We start from the raw sequence: 20270 nt of genomic DNA on the forward strand, positions 1-20270 counted from the left end.
GCGCGTGAACCACTGCCGGCGGAGCCATCATGTGGATAGGTGATGGCTCCGCTCCCGTCGGGTCTACACCAGCGCGGGGACCCGCTCCGGCGTGGCGGGGACGGCCGCCGACGGTGCCTGCGGCTGGTGCTGGCGCACTCGGCGCGGCAGCAGGAACGCCAGCCCGAACGCGACCACGGTCAGTGCGATCGTCACCAGGGTGACCCGCTGCGAGGCGTGCAGGAACCCGGTCGCCTGCCCCGTCACCCCGGCCACGGTGAAGAAGACGGTGCCCAGCGCGGCCACGCCCAGCGAGGAGCCGAGCTGCTGGATCGACTCCAGGATGCCGGACGCCGAACCGACCTCGTGGTCGGCGATGTCACCCATGATCACGTCGAACAGCGGCACGAAGATCATGCCCATGCCCAGGCCGTAGGCGAACAGCGGCAGCGCCAGGCTCCAGCCGCCGATGGCCGTGCCGTACGTGGAGAACATGGCGTAGAGCAGGATCAGGCCGACGGTCATCAGGGCCAGGCCCAGGTGCAGGATGCGCCGTCCGAGCTTCGCCATCGCGCCCGCGCTGAAGCCCGAGCCGAGGAACGCGCCGACCGCCCACGCCGACATGGTCACGCTCGCCCGGACCGGGCTGTAGCTGAGACCGAGTTGCAGGAACAGCCCGACGGCGAGCGAGAAGCCGATGATCGCGCCGAAGAACACCAGCACGAACAGCGTTCCCGAGGCGTACGAGCGCTTCGTGAACACGCTCAGCTCGACCAGCGGCGTACGCCCGGAGGCCTGGCGGCGGCGCTGGTAGGCGGCGAACGCGCCGAGCACCGCGACCGATGCGGCCAGCATGACCCACGTCCACGCGGGCCAGCCGTGCTCGCGGCCCTGCATCAGCGGGAAGACCAGCAGGAACATGCCGGCGGCGGCGAGCAGCGCACCGAGGGTGTCCAGCCGTCGGGCCCGTGCCGGGCTGATCCCCGCCGGCAGCGCACGCAGGCCCGCGACCAGTGCGAACAGTCCGAGCGGCAGGTTGATCGCGAACACCATGCGCCAGCCCGTGCCGAACAGGTCGGCGTCGACGAGCACCCCGGACACCACCGGCCCGAGGATGGTGGACAGGCCGATGGCCGGGCCGAAGACCCCGAACGCCTTGCCGACGTCGGCGGGTCCGAACAGGTCGCGGATCAGGCCGAAGCCTTGCGGGATCATGACCGCGCCGAACAGGCCCTGCACCACTCGCGCGCCGATCAGCGACTCCGGTGACCAGGCCGCCGCGCACAGTGCCGAGGCGGCGACGAAGCCGACCACGCCGACCAGCAGGACCCGGCGGCGGCCGAACATGTCGCCGAGCCGCCCGCCGGTGAGCAGGCCAACGGCCAGCGCCAGGGTGTATCCGGCGGCGATCCACTGCAGGTCGCCGTAGGTGCCGTCGAGGTCGGCCAGGATGGACGGCGCGGCCACGTTGACGACGGTCGAGTCGAGCAGGTTCATGAGGGTCGCGGCGAGGATCGCCACGAGGCCGAGCCAGCGGCGGCCGTTGCTGATGTTCTCCATGCCGATGACCCTGCCAGGCCATTAGGAACAGTTCGTTCCTAATGGCCTGGCAGAATGCAGAACATGTTGGAGACATCCGCGCGACTGCTGAAACTGCTCTCCCTCCTGCAGAGCCCGCGGGAGTGGAGCGGCACCGAACTCGCCGGCCGCCTCGAGGTCAGCACCCGGACCGTGCGCAACGACGTGGAGCGGCTGCGCAACCTCGGCTATCCCGTGCACGCCACCCGCGGCGCGGTGGGCGGCTACCGGCTGGGCGCGGGGGCGAACCTGCCGCCGCTGCTGCTCGACGACGAGGAGGCGGTCGCCGTCGCGGTCGGGCTGCGTACGGCCGCGGCCGGGTCGATCGCCGGAGTCGAGGACACCTCGCTGCGGGCGCTGGCCAAAGTGGAGCAGGTGCTGCCGGTGCGGCTGCGGCGGCGGGTGAACGCGCTGCAGACGTACACGGTGGCGGTTCCGGCCCGGCGGCGCGGCCCGGAGGTCGACCCGCAGGTGCTGACCGCGCTCGCCGCGGCGTGCCGCGACCACGAGCGCATCCGGTTCGACTACCGCGCCCACGACGGCACTGCGACCAGGCGCGACGCCGAGCCGTACCGGCTGGTCAACTGGGGTCGCAAGTGGTATCTCGTCGCCTACGACGTGCAGCGCGGCGACTGGCGCACCTTCCGCGTCGACCGGATCGAGCCGTGCCCGCCCGGCGGACCCCGCTTCGCGCCGCGCCCACTGCCGGCCGAGGACCTCGCAGCGTACGTTTCCCGCGGGGTGTCCACCGCGACCTGGCACTACCGGGCCCGGATCGTGGTGCACGCACCCGCTGACGTGATCGCGCAGCGGCTGCCTGCCACCGCCGGGTCCGTCGAGGTGATCGACGAGCAGACCTGCGCCGTGACCACCGGCGCGGACACCGCCGAGTCCATGGCGATGTGGATCGGCCTGCTCGACGCCGACTTCACGGTGCAGGACGCCCCGGAGCTGTCGGCCGCGCTGCGCCGTCTCGCCGACCGTTACCGGCGCGCGGCGGGATGATTGCGGCTTACTTTATGTAAGTGACTAACCTGCGGTTTGCGGTGGACGCTCGTCAGCGACCAAGCTGAGGGAGCGCCGTGAGCACTGCGGCGTTCCCCTGGCGAACGAGACGTGTGGCGATGACGAGACAACGATCGACCAACGACAACCCCTTGCTGGCAGAACTGCAATGGGTGCACGGCATGCTGCGCCGAGACCTGGCGACCGTGCGCAGGCTCGCCGACGAGGCGGCCGGCGGCGCCCCGGCCCGTGAACTCCAGCAGGGCCTGCGCAAGCTGCAGAGCAACGGCCCGCTGTTCCAGCTGAAAATCAACTGTCTGAGCTACTGCCAGTTCGTGCACCACCATCACCAGGCCGAGGACGCCATGCTGTTCCCGGCGGTACGCCGCGCTGCACCGCAGCTGCGGGCCACCGTGGACCGGTTGGAGGCCGATCACCGGGTGGTGTCGGACCTGCTCGACCAGGTCGAGGGCGCGGCTCGGGCGTTGGGCGGCGGTGACGCGGAGATACGCGCGAAGCTGGTGGTGGCCCTGCGCACGCTCTCGGACCGGCTGCTCGAACACCTGGAGTTCGAGGAGGGAGTACTGGGGCCGGTGCTGAAGACCTGGAAGAGGTGGCCGTTCCATGGCTGACAAACTGCAGTTCGGGATCGCGGTCACGCCGACCGCGGGCGACGTCGCCGGCATGACCGCGCTGGCCCACGACGCCGACGAGGCCGGGCTCGACCTGATCGCGGTGCAGGACCACCCGTACCAACCGGGGCACCTGGACACCGTCACGGCGCTGGCGCACCTCGGCGCGCTCACCACCCGGGTGCGTCTGCTCACCGACGTCGCCGACATGGCGCTGCGGCCCGTGCCGATGCTGGCCAAGGCCGCCGCATCCCTGGACGTGCTGACCCGCGGCCGGTTCGAACTGGGCGCCGGCTCGGGCGGATTCCCGGACGCGGTCGCGGCGATGGGCGGCAACGCGGTACGCGGCGGCGCCGCCGTCGAGTTCACCGCCGAGGCGCTGCGGCTGCTGCGGGCGGCGCTCGACGCCGAGGGCCCGATCGCGATGGACGGCCGCCACCACCGGATCGGCGGATACGAACCCGGGCCTGCCCCGGCGCACCGGGTGCCGGTGTGGCTGGGCGCGCAGGGTCCGCGCATGCTCGGCCTGATCGGCGAGCTGGCCGACGGCTGGATCAGCCCGCTGAACGTGTACGTGCCGCCCGCCGAGGTCCCCGCCAAGCAGGATCTGATCGACGACGCGGCGGCGCGGGCCGGACGGGACCCAGCGCGGGTGCGCCGCCTCTACAACGTGCTCGGCCTGATCGGTGGTTCGCACCGGGGCAAGGGCCTGTTCGGTTCGGCCGAGACGTGGGCGCAGACGCTGGCCGGATGGGCGCAGGGGTTGCGGTTCGACACCTTCGTCTTCTGGCCCGCGATGGCCGAGCGGGACCAGCTGCAGCGCTTCGCGCAGGAGGTCGTGCCGAGGGTGCGGGAACTCACCGAGTGACCAGGGCCGACCGGCGGCGGCACAGCCCGTCGGGCCGTGCCGCCCCCGGGGTCAGGAGGCGGGGATGACCGCGCCGTCGTAGGTGGACTCGATGAACTTCTTGATCTCGGGAGAGGCCAGCACCTGGGCCAGCCGCTGGATGCGCTGGTCGGTCTCGCGACCCCGCTTGACCACCAGCAGGTTCGCGTACGGGTTGTCCTTCGCGGCCTCCAGCGCCAGCGCGTCCGTGGCCGGCTTGAGCCCGGCCTGCAGCGCGAAGTTCCCGTTGATCACGGCGAGGTCGACGTCTTCGAGGGAGCGCGGCAGCTGCGCCGCCTCCAGCGCGGTGATCTTCAGCTGCTTCGGGTTGGTCGCGATGTCCCGCTCGGTGGCCTTGACGCCCGCGCCGTCCTTGAGCGTGATGAGGCCCTGTCCGGCCAGCAGCGCGAGCGCCCGCCCGCCGTTGGTGGCGTCCGCCGGGATCGCCACGTCGGCGCCCGGCGCCAGCTCCGCGAGGGACTTCACCTTCTTCGAGTACGCCCCCAGCGGCTCGATGTGCACCGGCGCCACCGCGACCAGGTGCACGGGGTTGGCGGCGGCGAAGTCGTCCAGGTAGGCCTGGTGCTGGAAGTAGTTGGCGTCCAACTCGCCGCTCTCGGTGGCGAGATTCGGCTGCACGTAGTCGTCGAACTCCTTGATCTGCAGCTTCAGGTCCGGGACGAGATTGGCGGCCTCGGCCAGGATCTGCGCGTGCGGCGCGGAACTGGCCCCGATGAGCAGGACGTCGGTGGGTTTGTCGGCGGCCGGCGTGCCGCACGCCGCGAGGGCGAGTCCGGCGAGCAGGGCGAGCGGTATGGCCACGAGGGCACGGCGGTTCACGATGGTTCTCCTTGGGGTGTGGTCTGCCGGACCGTGATCGACGCGGCAGTGGGCACGGTGGGCGAGCGGTGACTGGTGGGTATGCGCTGACGCGTGCTCGTTTGGGGACGCTCAAGCGTCCGGAAACGAGCATCCGCGGAAGTGTGGTCAGCGCCGGTCGAGCCTGCGGGCCAACTGGTCGCCGGTGAACTGGACGAGCTGCACCAGGGCGACCAGCACAACGACGGTGGCGAGCATGACGTCGGTCTCGAAGCGCTGGTAGCCGTAGCGGATGGCGAGGTACCCGAGCCCGCCGCCGCCGATCACACCGGCCATGGCCGAGTAGCCGACGAGCGCGACCGCGGTGACGGTCAGACCCCGGACCAGGGCGGGCAGCGCCTCCGGCAGCAGGATGCGGGCGACGATCTGCGCCCGCGTGGCCCCGAACGCGTGCCCGGCCTCGGTCAGGCCCGGGTCGACGTCGCGCAGCGCGCCCTCGACCAGGCGGGCGAAGAACGGGATCGCGCCGAGGGTCAGCGGCACCACCGCGGCGGCCGTGCCGATCGAGGTGCCCAGCAGGGCGCGGGTCAGCGGGATGACCGCGATCATCAGGATGACGAACGGCACCGACCGTCCGACGTTCGCGATCGCGCCGAGCACCGGCCGGACCGGCGCGGGTCCGTAGCCGAGCAGCACCCCCAGAGGTAGCCCGCAGAGCACGGTGAACAGCGTGGCCAGGCCGACCATGTGCAGGGTCTCGCCGGTGGCCGGCAGCAGCAGGTCGATCATCAGCGCACCGCCTGGGCCAGCGCCGCCAGCGCGGATCCGGGTCGCCCGAGCAGGCCGTCGACCGGGCCTGATTCGACCAGGCGGCCCGCTTCGAGCACCCCCGCCCGGTCGCAGATCCGCTCGACGACCCCCAGGTCATGGGTGATGAGCAGGATGGTGAGGCCGAGCCGCCGGTTGAGGTCGCGCAGCAGATGCAGGATCTCGACCGTGGTGTACGGGTCCAGCGCGCTGGTCGCCTCGTCGCACAGCAGGACCGCCGGATCCGTGGCCAGCGCCCGGGCGATGGCCACGCGCTGGCGCTGCCCACCGGACAGCCGTCCCGGGTACTCGCGGGCCTTGTCGGCCAGACCGACCAGGTCGAGCAGTTCGCGGACCCGCCCGGCCCGCTGCGAACGCGGCACGCCGGCCAGTTCGAGCGGCAGCGCGACGTTGGCGGCGACCGTTCGGGCGGACAGCAGGTGGAACTGCTGGAAGATCATGCCGATGCGGCGGCGGGCGGCGCGCAGCTCGCCCGGGGCGAGGGCGGTCAGCTCCCGACCGGCGACGCGCACGGTGCCGCTGTCGGGGCGTTCGAGCAGGTTGACGGCGCGCAGCAGGGTGCTCTTGCCCGCGCCGCTGCGGCCGACGACGCCGTAGACCTCGCCCGGGGCGACGTGCAGGTCGACGCCGTCGAGCGCGGCCACGCCGCCGGGGTACGTTTTTCGCAAACGGTGCAATTCGATCATCGCTGGGTACGACTCTTCCCGGAACTGATTACGCAGGGTGCACGAAGGCCGCAGCGGGACGGCCGGAGGTGACCGCGGGCCGACGCCGGACGGGCGTGGACGCGGGAGGCGAGTCGAGACTCACGGGGCGGGTGCGGCCGCGGTGCAGATGGGCGCGGCAGTGCTCGCTTCGGGGCGCGAGCGGACGATGGCCCTCGTCAGCGACACATTCGACACGTACGACGCGGGGCGCCGGCGGCCATCAGGGCCGGGCGCGCGAAGAACCGCGAAGACGTGGACATGCCGCAGAGCCTAGGACTCGCACCGTGTCGACCGCTACCCAGCGTGACGTAAGCAACGTCGGGCCAAACCCCCACGATGGCCCATGGCGAGGGCGTCATGTCCTGTTATGTGGGCTATCAGGTGAACCATGGCACTATTCACATGTCTCGGGATGAGCGGCCGGCACATGACTGCTTGAAACCCGCATGACTGATCAAGCGAAGACCTCCACCGGCCACCACCACTGGTCGACGTACGGCGTCCTCACCGCCGTCGTGCTGCCGTTGCTGGCCATCGGCGCGTCGATCGTCGTCGGGATCATCACCGCCAACGCCAAGGCACGCGCGTCGGCGGTCGTCGTGGAGCAGCGTGCCGCGCAGCAGGCGAGCGCACCCGTCGACGCCGCCCCGGTCGACCGATGCCTGGTCGGGCTGTGGCGACTGCACCCCGCGGACGCCCCCGACTCGATCGTCATGGACGGTGCGGTGGCGGTGCCGAAAGCCGCCGCGACCGGAGCCATCACCATGCGCTTTGGCGGCGACGGACGCGGATCCGTCGAGTTCGCCTACCAGCTCACCGGCAAGCGCACGGACGACGGCACGCGGATGGAACAGACCCTGCTCGGCCACAACGAGTTCACGTACCGGGTGGACGGTGACATGGTCACCCTGGCGCAGGTCTCCGAGCAGTCGAACATGACCACCACGGTCGACGGCAGGCAGGTCGACCGACGCGAGATCGTGTGGACCTGGTGGCTCAGCAGCCGCTACGTCTGCTCGCCGACCCACCTGACCACCGAGGACGCCACCGAGTCGGTCCGCTTCGAACGTGTCTGATCCTCCGGCCTCCACCGGGGCTGCCGACGACGCGCAGGTGCGTCATCATGCGGGGATGGATCAGTCCGGACAGGCATGGTCGCTGCTCAAGGTCGAGGCCGTCGGGATCGACGACGGCTTTCCAGGCTGGCTCCGGACATCGCTGGTGGACGCCAGTGGCACCTCCTGGACGTTCGCGGACCGGGCGACGAACCTCGTCGGGGGAGACGAGCCGGTCCCGAGGTCGTTCCCGGCGCCTGCACACCTGCGGTGCCGGGTCCGCCGCACCGAGCGCGACGCGCAAGGCCGAAACATCCTGACCGCCCGGCCTTTTCGTGGCACTTCTCCGGTTGCCGATATTCATGTGAATGGATAGCCTCGGGCGAGGCACTTCCGGGTCCGTTCATGGGGGCAGTCGCGTGGCATTTCCGGACGAGCTCCTGGTCGGGAGCGAAGAGGTCGTCGAGCGGTTCAGCCCGTCGTGGGTCGACTACATCGTGGCCGAGCTGCTGCGGTTCGTCGGGTACTCCAGCGCCGTCTGCGTGCTCTGGGCGGTCGTCTCGTCGCAGTGGCTGACCGACCCGTTTCTGACCGGGGCTGTCGTGATCCTGCTGCTCGTCATCGGCTTCGCGCTGGTGGTGTCCGCCGCCGTGCGGGCGCTGCGCTGCACGACCACCCGGTATGCGATCACCGATCAGCGGCTGCTGGTGCGCGAGGGGATCCTGAGCCGGCACGACCGCACCGTCCCGCTGAACATGATCCGCGGCATCGACGTCCACCAGGATCTGCTCGACCGGATGGTCGGCAAGGGCAGCCTCCGGGTGAACACCGCCGTGCTGCAGGACCAGGGCGTGACCGTGCTGCGCGACGTGCACAGACCCAGGGACCTGCAGCGTCGCCTCCGCGAGCTGGCCCAGGGCGCGGCGTAAGCGCGCAACCTCGATCCTCGGCCACGTCGCCGCTCGCCGTCGTGCCCGGTCGGCGGGCATCCGGGAAGATTCTCCTCGGGGCAGCGATGAGTTCGCCGCGCCCGACCCGTCAGAGCAGATGTAGACACATCCGCGAGACACGAGGAGATCACCATGAGCGCGACCGCATCGACCGGCGACGGCCGCTACGCCGAGGTGAACGGCATCAACCTGTACTACGAGACGCACGGCTCGGGCCGTCCGATGATCCTGCTGCACGGCGGGCTCGGCTCGGGGGAGATGTTCGGGCCGATCCTGCCCGCGCTCACCGAGCGCCACCAGGTGATCGCCGTCGACCTGCAGGGCCACGGCCGCACCGCCGACATCGACCGGCCGCTCGAGGTGCCGCTGATGGCCGACGACATCGCAGCGCTCATCGAGCACCTCGGGCTCGACCGCCCCGACGTGGTCGGTTTCTCCCTCGGCGGCGGCGTCGCCCTGCTGACCGCGATCCGGCACCCCGGCAAGGTCGGCCGCCTGGTGTCCGCATCGGCGAACATCCGCCGCGACGCGATCTACCCCGACATGCTCGGGCAGCAGGGCCAGGTGAGCGCGGCCGCGGCCGAGTTCATGAAGGACACCCCGATGTACGAGCTGTATCAGCGCGTCGCCCCGCGCCCGGAGGACTTCCCGCGGCTGCTCGACAAGATCGGTGCGGCGATGGCGCGGGATTTCGACTACACCGACGAGGTACGCGGCCTGCAGGTGCCGACGCTGATCGTCGCCGCGGACGCCGACATGGCCCCGCCGAGCCACTTCGTGGAGGTCTTCAGCCTGCTCGACGGCGGTCTGCGGGACGGCGGCTGGATGGGCGACGGCCGGCCCAAGGGTGGCCACGCCCTGGCGATCCTGCCCGGCCTGACGCACTACAACCTGGTCGACTCGCCGCTGTTCGCTGCGACCGCCCTGGCCTTCCTCGACCAGTAGGACTGAACGCCCAGCACTGCAGGCCGCCGACTCTCGTGTGATCGTCGGCATCGTGGAACCGGCCCATGCCGGCCACGGTGCCGGCTTTTGCGGGCCGTGCGCCGTGCCGACCGCCGACAGGGCGGGCTCGGTCGCCGGTGCCGGATCCCGCGAATCGCGTCTCGCGCGTCGCCCCTCGCCCGGGAGCACAGCTGTCGGCGGCCTTCCCCTCAGGGCCAGCGCATGCGGAGGGGCCGTGCCATCATCGGCAGGTGACCCTGTCATCGAGATATGCAGAGTTCGCAGTCCGCGAAGCGCGGGGAGTGTCCCCGACGTACGAAAAGCTGGCGCAGGCGGTCTCCGCCGACGAGAAGGTCCTGGCACTGCTGGAGACCGTGCCCGAGCCGAAACAGCAACCGAATCTGCTGCTCGGTGTAGTGCGCCTGCTCGGTGGCCCGGTCGACGACCCGGCCGACTTCCACGACTTCACGGTGACGAATTGGCCGGCGATCGAGGCCGAACTCCGCAGCCGGGCGACACAGACCAACGAAGCCGGCCGGTGTGCGCTGCTGCTGCCCGTACTCTCGTCCCTGCCGCAGCCGTTGGCGCTGTTGGAAGTCGGCGCGGCGGCCGGATTGGGGCTCTACCCCGACCGCTACACCTACCGGTACGGAGATCACGAGATCGGATCCGGTGGTCCCGTCCTCGACTGCGCGCTCACCGGAACGACCCCGCCGACGCTGCTGCCCGAGGTGGTGTGGCGGGCCGGGCTGGACCTGAACCCGCTCCAGATCACCGTGCCGGCCGACGTCGCCTGGCTGGAGGCGCTGATCTGGCCGGAACACCAGCACCGGCGGGACCGGCTGCGTGCCGCGGCCGCTGTCGCCGCCGCGGACCCGCCCACGCTCATCCGCGGCGACCTCGTGGACGACCTGCTCGGTCTGGCCGCTCGGGCGCCGGCCGACGCGACGCTCGTCGTGTTCCACACCTCCGTGCTGTATCAGGTGCCTGCGGCCCGCCGCGCGGCGTTCGTGGCCCTGGTCCGCGAACTGCCCGGGCACTGGATCTCGGTCGAGGGCCCGGACGTCATGGCCTACCGGGGACTGCCGTCCGCCCCGGACGGCGCCCTGCACAACGTGCTCGCGCTCGACGGGACACCACTGGCCTGGACCCGCGGCCACGGGCAGGCGATGGCGTGGTTCGCCTGAGCGGGTCCTCGCATCCGCCTGGCGGCCGAAGAGGATGACGGGGTTCTGACACTTCTGGCACTTGTATGCACGTGTTGCTGCTCTGTTGACTTGGCGAGGGTTACCGATCGGCGTCAGCGATGGAGTGCCAATGGAGATCCGGCTAGCGGTCGACGGTCGTGACGGCGACCTCCAATCCCTGTGGGAGTGGCTGCGCAGTGAGCATCAACTGCGCGGAAAGGTCCGTGAGGAGCGGATACCGGCGAGCGCGGGCACCATGGGCAGCACCGCCGAACTGATCGTTCTGCTCGCATCGACCAACGCTGCGACGGCTCTCGCCCAGTCGGTTGCCGTTTGGCTGATCCAGCGTCGCTCTCACGTCACGGTCACCGTGAAACTGCCGGACGGCCGGAGCGTCGCGGTGAAGGCCAGCCGCGCCGCGGACGCCGAGAAACTCGTGCGTACCGTGCTGGAGTCAGCCGTGGTCCAGCCTGTTCTGCCAGGGCAGGCACTGAGCGTCGACGAAGGATAGCCATGCGCCTGCCCGATCCCGCGCGTTCGTACGCGGTACTGATCGGTGTGAGCGACTACCGATCGGCCGAACTGCCGTCGCTACCCGCGGTGCGAAACAACCTGAGCGATCTTCAGCGAGTCCTTTCCGATCCTCTGCTCGGTGGCCTTTCACCAGAACGATGCGTGGTGGTGCCTGACCCCGCCACGGTGCACGAGGCCGCCCGGGTGCTACGCGAATACGCCGATGCGGCCGAGGACACCCTGGTGTTCTACTTCGCCGGGCATGGGTATCGAGACATGCGGCACACGCTTTACCTTGCTTTCGGCGAGACGGATCTCGACCACCTGCAGGTCACGGCGTTGGCATACGACACAGTGCGGGAGGTGCTGACCGACAGCCCCGCCGAGAACAAGGTCGTCATCCTCGACTGCTGCTTCAGCGGACAGGCCATTGCCGGGATGAGTGGCGGACGAGGCGTCGTCGGCCAGCTCGACATAGCGGGCACCTACACGCTCACCTCGGTGTCGGCCACGGAGATCTCGCTGGCGCCCGAGGGAGCGCGCTACACCACTTTCACCGGCGCGTTGCTGCGCGTGCTGCAGCAGGGGATCCCCAGCGCCTCCGAATACCTGACCTACAACATGGTCTACCGGCGGCTGCGTCAGCGGATGGCGGCGCTGAGGATGCCGATTCCGCACCAGCGTGGCACCGGAACGGCAAACCACCTTGCGCTGGCTCGTAACCCCGCATTCGCCCCGTCACGGTCGGCGCCCGGCCTACTCGCCGATGCGAACTCGGACGGACCCCCGGCGAGCACGCGGCAGCCGCCATCGCCCCGCCGGCCGCTGGTACGTCACCGGCAGCATCAGCTTGTCGCCGCTGCGGCGACCGTCGCGGCGATCGCTGTCGCGATCGCGGTGTCGGTGGTGCAGCCGTGGCAGCAAGGTCGAGTCGTTCCGAGTTCGATCGCCTCCTCCGGCCCGGCTGAGAGGCCCACGCAGTCGTTGCCCGCACCAATGTCGTTGACCTACGCCCGTACGCAGATCCTGACCGAGCGAGGAAAGACATCGACCAGTGTCGCGTTCGACCAAGCCGAACGGGTTCTTGTCGGCGGCGACGGCGGCGGCAACCTTCGGCTGTGGCATCTGGGCATCGTCGAACCGGTCGCCGCGGTGCAGGTCGAGGAGGAGTCGGTCATCGATGTCGCACTCAGCCCTGACGGCGAGACCGTGGCGAGTACCGGGTACGACGGGACATTGCGGCTGTGGTCGGCGGCGTCGGGAGCCCCGGTGCGGGAGTGGCCGAGTGGACAGGGTCGCCCGGTACACAGTGTGGCATTCAGTCCGAAGGGCGATGTGCTTGCGAGCGCAAGCCAGGACGGGACCATCGCCCTGTGGAACCTGCGCACCCATCAGCAGATTCGGCTCGTCAAAGCCGGCGACAAGGCCATCCGTGCGGTCGCGTTCAGCCCGAGCGGCGAGTTGTTGGCCAGCGGAGGGTACGACCGGACGGTGCGGTTGTGGGACCCGTCGTCCGGCCGGCCCGTGGGAGTTGCGATGACCGGGCATGGAGCGCTCGTGACGGATGTGTCCTTCAGTCCCGACGGTACGTTGCTCGCCAGTACCAGCCATGACGGCACCGCCCGGTTGTGGGATCCGGCTGCCCGAGCCGCGGTGGGCCGGCCACTCCCCGCGCGTTCGAAGGAAGTATGGTCGGCGGCGTTCCACCCCAACGGCCGAGTGCTCGCGGTCGCGGACGGTGTCGCCGATGAGCACGACGGCGCGGTCCAGTTCTGGAACCTGGCCACCGGCGCGCAAGTGGGCACACCCATCACGCAGACCAGCAGGATGGTAGCGGTGTCGATCAGCAAAAGCGGGCTACTGGTCACCGGTGACGGCGACGGCATCGTGACGTTGTGGCAGTTGGCCGTTCACGGCGCATGATCAGCTGACGTTGCCGAATCCCGGTGCGTGACCTCGCCACGGTGTTCACGGACCTTGGGCGGTCGTGTATTCCGCGATCGCGGTCAGCCATTCCGCGGCCCGGTGCGGGTCGGGGTGGGTCAGGCCATACAGGTCGGTCACCGCGCGGGCGGCCGGGACCCAGTCGCCGTCGCACAGCGCGGTGCAGGCTCGTGCCGCCGCGTAGTCCCACCACGCCTGCCGGTCGGCGGGCGGCTGCGGCCAACCGGTCTCGAACCTGGTCAGCCGACGGTACGCCGCGTCGCACGCGCTGCGCAGCCACGCCTGTTCCGTCGCCGACACCGCCTCACCGGCGGCTGCGATGGCCAGCGGCCGCCGCCACGACGTGGGCAGCAGTGCGTCGTCGATCGTGCGCAGCGCGCCCACCACGAGGCCACGCCGGGTGTCGTCGTCCGCCCCGTCCAGGTGCCGGGCGGCCCAGCCGAGCCGGGCGAACACGTCAGCGTCGGGGAACGGCACCCACGAGTCGAGCTCGCTGAACGCGTGCGCGAGGTCGGCGTGCGCCCCGGCCGCGCCGAGTGCCACCGCCTGCCGTACGCCGATGGTCTGCCCGCGGGTGAGCAGTCCGGCGGCGGGGGTCAGACGGACTCGCCGGTGTGGGGCCGACCGGGGATGGAATCCCAGGTCGAGCGCCCAGCACCAGCGGTCGGGCCGCGCGGCATGGGGGATCAGCCGGCCGAGCGGACCCATCGACGACACCGGCGGACAGCGGTGGGCACCACTTTCACTGCTCAGGTGGTTCGTCGATCCGGTCATGGGGTCACCGCCTAACGGGACTGCGCGGTGGCGAAGGGGATCTTCGGCAGTTCACGCGCCGGGTCGCCGGCCGGGTGCGTCCACAGGCCCCGGTCGCGCAGGATCGGCAGCACCCCCTCGCCGAACCAGTACGCCTCCTCGACGTGCGGGTGTCCGGAGAGGATGAACTCGCTGATGCCGAGGTCGGCGTACTCGGCGATGCGGTCGGCGATCTCGGTGTGGCTGCCCACCAGTGCGGTGCCCGCGCCGCCGCGGACCAGGCCCACCCCTGCCCACAGGTTCGGGGCGATCTGCAGGCCGTCCCGCTTGCCGCCGTGCAGGGCGAGCATGCGCTTCTGCCCCTCGGACTCGCTGCGGGCCAGGCCCGCCTGCACCGCGGCGATGTCGTCGTCGCTGATCCCGTCGAGCAGTTTGCGGGCCTGTGCCCAGGCCTCGTCGGCGGTGTCGCGCGCGATGACGTGCAACCGGATGCCGTAGCGCAGCTCCCGGCCCTCCTCGGCGGCGAGTTTGCGGATCCAGTCGAGCTTGCCCGCGACCTGCGCGGGCGGCTCGCCCCAGGTGAGGTAGACGTCGGCGTGTTTGGCGGCGACGGGCCCGGCGGCCTGGGACGAGCCGCCGAAGTAGATCGGCGGCACCGGGTCGGGCACCCGGGGCAGCGTCGCGCCCTCGATGCGGTGGTGCTCGCCGGTGAAGTCGACGCTGCCGCCCCGCCACAGCGAGCGGGTGACGTGCAGGAACTCGTCGGCGCGGGCATAGCGGGCGTCCTTGTCGAGCCAGTCGCCGTACGCCCGCTGCTCGTGGGTCTCGCCGCCCACGACGACGTTGAGCAGCAGCCTTCCGTCGGAGTGGCGCTGGAAGGTGGCGGCCATCTGCGCGGCCAGGGTCGGTGACAGCAGGCCGGGGCGGAACGCGACGAGGAACTTCAGCCGCTCGGTCACCTCGCTGAGCATCGCGGTGGACAGCCAGGCGTCCTCGCACCAGCCGCCGGTCGGGGTGAGCGCGCCGACGAAGCCCAGCTGCTCGGCGGTGCGGGCGATCTGGCCGAGGTAGGCCAGGGTCGCCGGGCGCGCGCCGCCGGCCACGCCCGCGGGCATGCCGTGGCCGCCGCCGACGATGAACCGGCTGTCGCCGTAGGTGGGCAGGAACCAGTGGAAGGTGAGGCTCATGTGCTGTCTCCGTGCTGTTCGGATTGGTCGCGTTCCGAGGTTTGCATGCGCAGGTGGGCAGCACAATCCATCGAGCAGATATTTCATATTAATTCCATGGGATATATGGGAGAACTATGTGATCCCGGTCACAAAAGCCTGGACGCTCTTGCCCGGGCGCTCATACGGTCCCTAGCCATACAACCTCGTCTACCTGGACACCGACGGCATCCCGGCGCCCGTCCTCGCGATCCCGCCGCGCTCTCGGCCACCACGCCCGCAACCCGTGCCCGTCGGCTGAGGAGGAACCCCATGCCCTCGATCCTCGCGATCTCCGGATCTCCGTCACCCACCTCCAAGACCGCGCGCGTGCTGCGGTACGTGACCGACAACCTGCCCGGCACCGGCTCCTATGAGGTCAGCCATCTCGCGGTGCGGGACCTGCCCGCCGAGGCGCTGCTCGGCGCGGACGTGCGCCACCCGGCGATCCTGTCGGTCGGTGCGGCGCTCGCAGCCGCCGACGGCGTCATCGTCGCGACGCCCGTATACAAGGCCGCGTACAGCGGAGTCCTCAAGTCGCTGCTGGACCTGCTGCCGCAGTACGCGCTGGCCGGCAAGGTCGTGCTGCCGCTGGCCACCGGCGGCACCCCGGCCCACGTGCTGGCCATCGACTACGCGCTGCGGCCGGTGCTGTCCAGCATGGGCGCGACGCACATCGTCGCCGGGTGCTTCATCCACGACAAGACCATCGTCGACACCGACGGCGGCGGCATCCTGCTCGACGCGACCGGGCAGTCTTTCCTGAACACCGTCGTCACCGGCTTCACCGACGCGCTCGCCGCGCGCTTCCTGCAGGCGGCGTAGCGTGCCGACCGCAGTGCCGGGGCTGACCCGTCCGGCCAGCCGGTACACCACCGAGCCCACCGCGGTCTGACGGAGAAGAGCGGAACATGACGCCGTGCCGGCCCTTCGGCCGCACCCTGTACCAGCTGCGCCGGCCCGGGGCCGACACCGACTTCGACGGGAACCCGTCGCGGGACGTGCTGGACCGCATCGACGAGATCGTGCCGCCGGACACCGTGCTCAATCAGGCCGACGCCGGCTACCAGCCGCCCGCGATCACCGACCCGACGCTGCGCCGCCGGCGGGAGGTCACCCCGGCGCGGTAACCCGTCGCGTCCGGTCCTCCGGCTGTGCCATGGTGGCATGGAGGGCCGGGCTGTTCCGGAACGGACTCTCGCTCGTGCTCGCTCGTTTCGGGACGCTCATGAGTCCCGAAACGAGCGGGCCCCGGGCGATGAGGCCATGCCCGCACCGCCGGTCCCTTGCTGGGAGAACAACTCCACCCCCTGGAGAGTGATGTCAGCGCCTGCGCAGTATCCGGCCCCGAAGTCGACCATCGATCCCGACCGGAGCCGGTCCTGGCTGCGGCGCGCGCTGCCGATCGTCCTTGCGCACCGGTGGCTGCTGCTGACCTCGCTCAGCCTGTCGCTGGTGGGCCTGCTGGTGCAGGTGCAGATCCCCAACGTGATGCGGCTGGGCATCGACGACGCACTGGTCGCACGCACCACGAGCCTCACCGGCTACGTGTGGTGGCTGGCCGGCCTCGCCGTGGTCGCGGGTCTGGTCAACTACCTGGCCCGCCGCTACCTGCTGCGCACCGCGTACGAGATCGAGTACGACCTGCGCAACATCATGTACACCCACCTGATCCGTTTGCCGTACGGCTTCTACGATCGGGTGCAGACCGGTGAGCTGATGTCCCGGTCCAGTTCGGACATCCGTGCGGTGCAGATGTACCTGGCGTTCGGGCCGTCGATCCTGGTGCAGTGCCTGATCGCGGTGTTCGCGTTCGCACTGATGGTGTCGATCGACCCACTGCTGGCGGTGGTCGCGATGGCCACCATGCCGGTGATCGCGCTGCTGGGCGTATGGATGCGCAAGGCGATCTTCCCGGTGTCCTGGCTGATCCAGTCCCGGCTGGCGCAGGTGGCCACGGTCGTCGACGAGAACATCAACGGGGTGCGCATCGTCAAGGCGTTCGCCGGTGAGCAGCGCCAGGTCACCCTACTGGCGTCGGCCGCCGACCGGGTGCGCTGGGCGTACCGGCGCGACGCGTACATCCGCAGCCGCTGGTCGCCGACCCTGGAGAACCTGCCGCGGCTGGGCCTGGCGCTGGTGCTGCTGTGCGGCGGCTGGATGGTGATCGAGGGCCGGGCCACGGTCGGCGCGATCGTCGCGTTCAACTCGTACGTCCTGATGCTCCAACCGCCGTTCCGCATGCTCGGCATGATGATCATGATGGGGCAGCGGGCCGCCGCCTCCGCGCAGCGCATCTACGAGGTGCTCGACACCCGCAGCGAGATCACCGAGCGAAGTGACCCGGTGCGCACCCGCATCCGGGGCGAGGTCGAGTTCGCGGGGGTCGAGTTCGCCTACCCCGACGGCACGGTCGCGCTGCGAGGTCTGGACCTGCGTGTGCCCACCGGAACCACGGTCGCCGTGGTGGGGCGCACCGGCTCGGGCAAGTCCACCGTCGGACGCCTACTGGCCCGTTACTACGACACCACCGCGGGCAGCGTCCGCGTCGACGGCCGTGACGTGCGGGAGTACGCCCTGGACAGTCTGCGCGATCAGATCGGCATCGTGCCGGACGAGCCGTTCCTGTTCTCGGTGTCCATCCGCGACAACATCGCCTTCGGCCGGCCGGACGCCGACCTGGCCGACGTCGTCGCCGCCGCGGAGGCGGCCGGGGCCGACGGCTTCGTCCGGGCGCTGCCCGACGGTTACGACACGGTGATCGGCGAACGCGGGTACACGCTGTCGGGCGGGCAGCGCCAGCGCGTCGCGATCGCCCGCGCGCTGCTGGTCAACCCGCCGGTGCTGGTGCTCGACGACGCGACCAGCGCGGTGGACGTGCACGTCGAGCAGCGCATCCACGGCGCGCTGCGCGACCTGCTCCAGGACCGCACCACGATCATCGTCGCGCACCGGTTGTCCACCATCGCGCTGGCCGACACGGTCGTGCTGATCGACGACGGCCGCGTGGCCGCCCAGGGCACCCACGAGGAGCTGCTGGCCGGGGAGCCGCGTTACCGCGACGTGCTGGCCACCCTGGCGACCGGGTCGGACGTGGACGAGCAGGTGGCCGCATGACCTGGCGGAAAGGACGAGCCGAGGCGACCCGTCGGGCCGATGGGCGTCGTGAGGTGGCCGTCGGCAGCGGCGTTGCCGACGAGCGAGGGCAGGAGCGGGCATGAGCATGTTCGGTGGCGGGTTCGGCGGGCCGGGTGGGGGACCGGGCAGCGGCCCGATGGGCGGGCTCAGCGCGGTCGGGGCGGGCCGCGGGGCCCGGCGCACCGGTGACACGCTGCCGTTCGCCGGGGTGCCGGACGAGCTCGCCGCGGGGGTGCGCCGCCTGGAGGAGGGCGAGCCCGACCACGGGCTCCCGGCGGACCGGTTCGGGCACCGGCCCGCGGTCGGGACCACGCTGAGCCTGCTGTCGCTGCTGACCCGCCGCCGCGGGGTGTTCGCGGCGGCGTGCCTGACCATCCTGGCCGAGACGCTGCTGCTGCAGGCGGGGCCGTTCCTCGTGCAGATCGGCATCGACCGCGGCATTGTCGCGCGCGACCTGCCGGTGCTGCTGTGGTCGGCGGGCGTGTTCACGGCCGCGGTGCTGGCCGGTTGGGTCACCACGACCGCGCGCATGCGCCAGACCGGCGCGCTGGCCGCCGACGCCATGCGCGACCTGCGGGTACGCGTTTTCACACATCTGCAGCGGCTGTCCATGGACTACTACACCGAGGAGAAGGCCGGGGTCATCATGACCCGGATGTCGTCGGACATCGAGTCGCTCCAGCAGTTGCTGCAGGAGGGCCTGGCCCAGTTCGCGGTGCAGGGGCTGACCATGGTCGTGGTGACCGCGGTGCTGTTCCACTACGACGCCGGGCTGGCCGCGGTCACGCTGCTGCTGGTGGTCCCGCTGCTGTTCGCGGCGTCGGTGTGGTTCCGGCGGGCTTCCGACGTCGGGTACGCCCGCCAGCGCGACGCCATCGCGGCGATGTTCACCGACCTGGCCGAAAGCCTGCACGGCGTGCGCGTGGTGACCGCGTACCACCGCGAGGACCGCAACATCGCCCAGCACCGTACGGTGGTCGGCCGCTATCGCGACGCGAACGACTTCACCGGCCACATCAGCGCGATCTACGGCCCCGGCACCTCGGTCATCGGCCTGGTCGGCATGGCGCTGCTGCTGCTGATCGGCGGACGGATGGTGCTGCGCGGCGAGCTGAGCATCGGCGAACTGACCGCGTTCGTGCTCTACCTCAACGCGTTCTTCGCCCCGGTGCAGCAGCTGGTGCAGCTGTACACGAACTACCAGCAGAGCCGGGCCGCGGTGGCTAAGCTGCGTGCGCTGCTGGGGCAGGCGCCGACGGTGCGCGAGCGCGCCGACCCGGTCGAGCTGCCGCCGGTGGTGGGCGGGATCGTGTTCGAGCGGGTCGTGTTCGGGTACGACCCGGCGCGGCCGGTGCTGCGCGGGGTGGACCTGCGCATCGAACCGGGCGAGACGATCGCCTGCGTCGGGCCGACCGGGGCGGGCAAGTCGACGCTGGCCAAACTGGTCACCCGGCTGCACGACCCGGACTCCGGCCGGGTCCTGATCGACGGTCATGACCTGCGCGACGTCAGCCTGGTCTCGCTGCGCCGCCAGATCGGGGTGGTGCCGCAGGAGCCGTTCATGTTCGCGGGGTCGATCCGCGACAACGTGGCGTTCGCGCGGCCGGAGGCGAGCGAGGCCGAGATCTGGGCGGCCGTCGACGCGGTCGGCCTGCGCGACCTGGTCGAGCGGACCGATGCCGGGCTGGACGCGACGCTGCACGAGCGCGGGCAGTCGGTGTCGTCGGGGCAGCGGCAGCTGCTGGCCCTGGCCCGCGCGTTCCTGGCCCAGCCCCGGGTGGTGGTGCTGGACGAGGCGACCTCCAACCTGGACCTGCGCTCGGAGCTGCGCGTGGAGCAGGCCCTGGACCGGCTGCTGGAGGGGCGTACCGCGCTGCTCATCGCGCACCGGCTGTCCACCGCGATGCGGGCCGACCGGATCGTGGTGCTCGACGAGTCGGGTGTCGTCGAGATCGGATCGCACGCCGAGCTGCTGGCCGCCGAGGGCCGCTACGCGGACATGTTCGCGACCTGGTCCCGGCACCATTGAGATAAAGCCTATAATTCCCATAGGAGATAGTGACTTGGCGGCTTCGCGCTGCTAGCGTCGGGGCATGAGCGCGAAGCGATGTCGGCGGTGACGCCCCCCGTCACCGTCACCTGCGCC

General features: G+C 70.9%; 20 protein-coding genes. 14 read left to right on the forward strand and 6 right to left on the reverse strand.

Annotated features, from left to right (window positions below; all coding sequences use genetic code 11):
- Positions 1 to 63: 63 nt before the first annotated feature.
- Positions 64 to 1539, reverse strand: a complete 1476-nt coding sequence (locus tag FLL47_RS33405) for an MFS transporter (RefSeq protein ID WP_144126630.1) — start codon at positions 1537 to 1539, stop codon at positions 64 to 66.
- A gap of 63 nt (positions 1540 to 1602) precedes the next feature.
- Between FLL47_RS33405 and FLL47_RS33410 the strand changes: the two genes are divergently transcribed.
- The 3 genes from FLL47_RS33410 (at position 1603) to FLL47_RS33420 (ending at position 4062) form a co-directional block, all read left to right on the forward strand.
- A complete protein-coding gene (locus FLL47_RS33410) occupies positions 1603 to 2562 on the forward strand; it encodes a helix-turn-helix transcriptional regulator (RefSeq protein ID WP_144126631.1) in 960 nt (319 codons plus the stop codon).
- A gap of 119 nt (positions 2563 to 2681) precedes the next feature.
- Complete coding sequence (locus FLL47_RS33415; protein WP_144126632.1) at positions 2682 to 3194, forward strand: hemerythrin domain-containing protein; 513 nt, start codon at positions 2682 to 2684, stop codon at positions 3192 to 3194.
- Positions 3187 to 4062, forward strand: a complete 876-nt coding sequence (locus FLL47_RS33420) for an LLM class flavin-dependent oxidoreductase (RefSeq protein WP_144126633.1) — start codon at positions 3187 to 3189, stop codon at positions 4060 to 4062. The genes FLL47_RS33415 and FLL47_RS33420 overlap by 8 nt, the downstream gene beginning before the upstream one ends.
- A 51-nt stretch (positions 4063 to 4113) precedes the next feature.
- Here the strand turns inward: FLL47_RS33420 and FLL47_RS33425 are convergent, their stop codons facing one another.
- From FLL47_RS33425 to FLL47_RS33435, 3 genes are all read right to left on the reverse strand, one after another.
- The gene (locus FLL47_RS33425) at positions 4114 to 4920 is read right to left on the reverse strand and encodes a MetQ/NlpA family ABC transporter substrate-binding protein (RefSeq protein ID WP_144126634.1); all 807 of its coding nucleotides are present in this window, start codon (positions 4918 to 4920) and stop codon (positions 4114 to 4116) included.
- Between the two features lie 147 nt (positions 4921 to 5067).
- Entirely contained in the window at positions 5068 to 5688 is a 621-nt protein-coding gene (locus FLL47_RS33430) for a methionine ABC transporter permease (protein WP_144126635.1), read from the reverse strand.
- The gene (locus FLL47_RS33435; RefSeq protein ID WP_281286763.1) at positions 5688 to 6395 is read right to left on the reverse strand and encodes a methionine ABC transporter ATP-binding protein; all 708 of its coding nucleotides are present in this window, start codon (positions 6393 to 6395) and stop codon (positions 5688 to 5690) included. The genes FLL47_RS33430 and FLL47_RS33435 overlap by 1 nt, the downstream gene beginning before the upstream one ends.
- Positions 6396 to 6880: 485 nt before the next feature.
- Here FLL47_RS33435 and FLL47_RS33440 point away from each other — a divergent pair, with 485 nt between their 5' ends.
- From FLL47_RS33440 to FLL47_RS33470, 7 genes are all read left to right on the forward strand, one after another.
- Complete coding sequence (locus FLL47_RS33440; RefSeq protein ID WP_144126637.1) at positions 6881 to 7510, forward strand: hypothetical protein; 630 nt, start codon at positions 6881 to 6883, stop codon at positions 7508 to 7510.
- Complete coding sequence (locus FLL47_RS33445) at positions 7503 to 7865, forward strand: hypothetical protein (protein ID WP_144126638.1); 363 nt, start codon at positions 7503 to 7505, stop codon at positions 7863 to 7865. The genes FLL47_RS33440 and FLL47_RS33445 overlap by 8 nt, the downstream gene beginning before the upstream one ends.
- Before the next feature lie 43 nt (positions 7866 to 7908).
- Positions 7909 to 8418 carry a PH domain-containing protein gene (locus FLL47_RS33450; protein ID WP_186316061.1) on the forward strand — a complete coding sequence of 170 codons (510 nt, stop codon included), beginning with the start codon at positions 7909 to 7911 and terminating at the stop codon, positions 8416 to 8418.
- A 153-nt stretch (positions 8419 to 8571) separates the two neighbouring features.
- Positions 8572 to 9384 carry an alpha/beta fold hydrolase gene (locus tag FLL47_RS33455; RefSeq protein WP_144126640.1) on the forward strand — a complete coding sequence of 271 codons (813 nt, stop codon included), beginning with the start codon at positions 8572 to 8574 and terminating at the stop codon, positions 9382 to 9384.
- Positions 9385 to 9635: 251 nt separating this feature from the next.
- Positions 9636 to 10571 carry a DUF2332 domain-containing protein gene (locus tag FLL47_RS33460; protein WP_246158986.1) on the forward strand — a complete coding sequence of 312 codons (936 nt, stop codon included), beginning with the start codon at positions 9636 to 9638 and terminating at the stop codon, positions 10569 to 10571.
- A gap of 130 nt (positions 10572 to 10701) precedes the next feature.
- On the forward strand, positions 10702 to 11082 hold the full coding sequence (locus FLL47_RS33465; protein WP_144126642.1) for an effector-associated constant component EACC1: 381 nt from the start codon (positions 10702 to 10704) through the stop codon (positions 11080 to 11082).
- A gap of 2 nt (positions 11083 to 11084) precedes the next feature.
- Positions 11085 to 13007: a caspase, EACC1-associated type gene (locus FLL47_RS33470; RefSeq protein WP_144126643.1), complete on the forward strand. Its 1923-nt coding sequence runs from the start codon at positions 11085 to 11087 to the stop codon at positions 13005 to 13007.
- 45 nt (positions 13008 to 13052) lie between these two features.
- Here the strand turns inward: FLL47_RS33470 and FLL47_RS33475 are convergent, their stop codons facing one another.
- Complete coding sequence (locus tag FLL47_RS33475; protein WP_144126644.1) at positions 13053 to 13736, reverse strand: hypothetical protein; 684 nt, start codon at positions 13734 to 13736, stop codon at positions 13053 to 13055.
- Positions 13737 to 13813: 77 nt separating this feature from the next.
- Positions 13814 to 14968, reverse strand: coding sequence for an LLM class flavin-dependent oxidoreductase (locus FLL47_RS33480; protein ID WP_144126645.1), 1155 nt, complete (start codon positions 14966 to 14968; stop codon positions 13814 to 13816).
- 291 nt (positions 14969 to 15259) lie between these two features.
- Between FLL47_RS33480 and ssuE the strand changes: the two genes are divergently transcribed.
- The 4 genes from ssuE to FLL47_RS33500 all read left to right on the forward strand — a co-directional run bounded on the left by ssuE (position 15260) and on the right by FLL47_RS33500 (position 20153).
- Entirely contained in the window at positions 15260 to 15811 is a 552-nt protein-coding gene (gene ssuE / locus FLL47_RS33485) for an NADPH-dependent FMN reductase (protein WP_144126646.1), read from the forward strand.
- Positions 15812 to 15897: 86 nt separating this feature from the next.
- A complete protein-coding gene (locus tag FLL47_RS33490) occupies positions 15898 to 16116 on the forward strand; it encodes a hypothetical protein (protein ID WP_144126647.1) in 219 nt (72 codons plus the stop codon).
- Positions 16117 to 16306: 190 nt separating this feature from the next.
- On the forward strand, positions 16307 to 18103 hold the full coding sequence (locus tag FLL47_RS33495) for an ABC transporter ATP-binding protein (protein ID WP_144126648.1): 1797 nt from the start codon (positions 16307 to 16309) through the stop codon (positions 18101 to 18103).
- 100 nt (positions 18104 to 18203) lie between these two features.
- Complete coding sequence (locus FLL47_RS33500) at positions 18204 to 20153, forward strand: ABC transporter ATP-binding protein (protein ID WP_144126649.1); 1950 nt, start codon at positions 18204 to 18206, stop codon at positions 20151 to 20153.
- Positions 20154 to 20270: the final 117 nt, after the last annotated feature.

The organism is Catellatospora sichuanensis (assembly GCF_007483665.1).
GTDB classification, from domain to species: Bacteria; Actinomycetota; Actinomycetes; order Mycobacteriales; family Micromonosporaceae; genus Catellatospora; species Catellatospora sichuanensis.

Excerpts from the sequence above, each read along its gene's own strand:
- FLL47_RS33405 (WP_144126630.1), bottom strand. The coding sequence starts at position 1,539 with ATGGAGAACATCAGCAACGGCCGCCGCTGGCTCGGCCTCGTGGCGATC.
- FLL47_RS33410 (WP_144126631.1), top strand. The coding sequence starts at position 1,603 with ATGTTGGAGACATCCGCGCGACTGCTGAAACTGCTCTCCCTCCTGCAG.
- FLL47_RS33415 (WP_144126632.1), top strand. The coding sequence starts at position 2,682 with ATGACGAGACAACGATCGACCAACGACAACCCCTTGCTGGCAGAACTG.
- FLL47_RS33420 (WP_144126633.1), top strand. The coding sequence starts at position 3,187 with ATGGCTGACAAACTGCAGTTCGGGATCGCGGTCACGCCGACCGCGGGC.
- FLL47_RS33430 (WP_144126635.1), bottom strand. The coding sequence starts at position 5,688 with ATGATCGACCTGCTGCTGCCGGCCACCGGCGAGACCCTGCACATGGTC.
- FLL47_RS33440 (WP_144126637.1), top strand. The coding sequence starts at position 6,881 with ATGACTGATCAAGCGAAGACCTCCACCGGCCACCACCACTGGTCGACG.
- FLL47_RS33455 (WP_144126640.1), top strand. The coding sequence starts at position 8,572 with ATGAGCGCGACCGCATCGACCGGCGACGGCCGCTACGCCGAGGTGAAC.
- FLL47_RS33465 (WP_144126642.1), top strand. The coding sequence starts at position 10,702 with ATGGAGATCCGGCTAGCGGTCGACGGTCGTGACGGCGACCTCCAATCC.
- FLL47_RS33470 (WP_144126643.1), top strand. The coding sequence starts at position 11,085 with ATGCGCCTGCCCGATCCCGCGCGTTCGTACGCGGTACTGATCGGTGTG.
- FLL47_RS33475 (WP_144126644.1), bottom strand. The coding sequence starts at position 13,736 with ATGGGTCCGCTCGGCCGGCTGATCCCCCATGCCGCGCGGCCCGACCGC.
- FLL47_RS33480 (WP_144126645.1), bottom strand. The coding sequence starts at position 14,968 with ATGAGCCTCACCTTCCACTGGTTCCTGCCCACCTACGGCGACAGCCGG.
- ssuE (WP_144126646.1), top strand. The coding sequence starts at position 15,260 with ATGCCCTCGATCCTCGCGATCTCCGGATCTCCGTCACCCACCTCCAAG.
- FLL47_RS33490 (WP_144126647.1), top strand. The coding sequence starts at position 15,898 with ATGACGCCGTGCCGGCCCTTCGGCCGCACCCTGTACCAGCTGCGCCGG.
- FLL47_RS33495 (WP_144126648.1), top strand. The coding sequence starts at position 16,307 with ATGTCAGCGCCTGCGCAGTATCCGGCCCCGAAGTCGACCATCGATCCC.
- FLL47_RS33500 (WP_144126649.1), top strand. The coding sequence starts at position 18,204 with ATGAGCATGTTCGGTGGCGGGTTCGGCGGGCCGGGTGGGGGACCGGGC.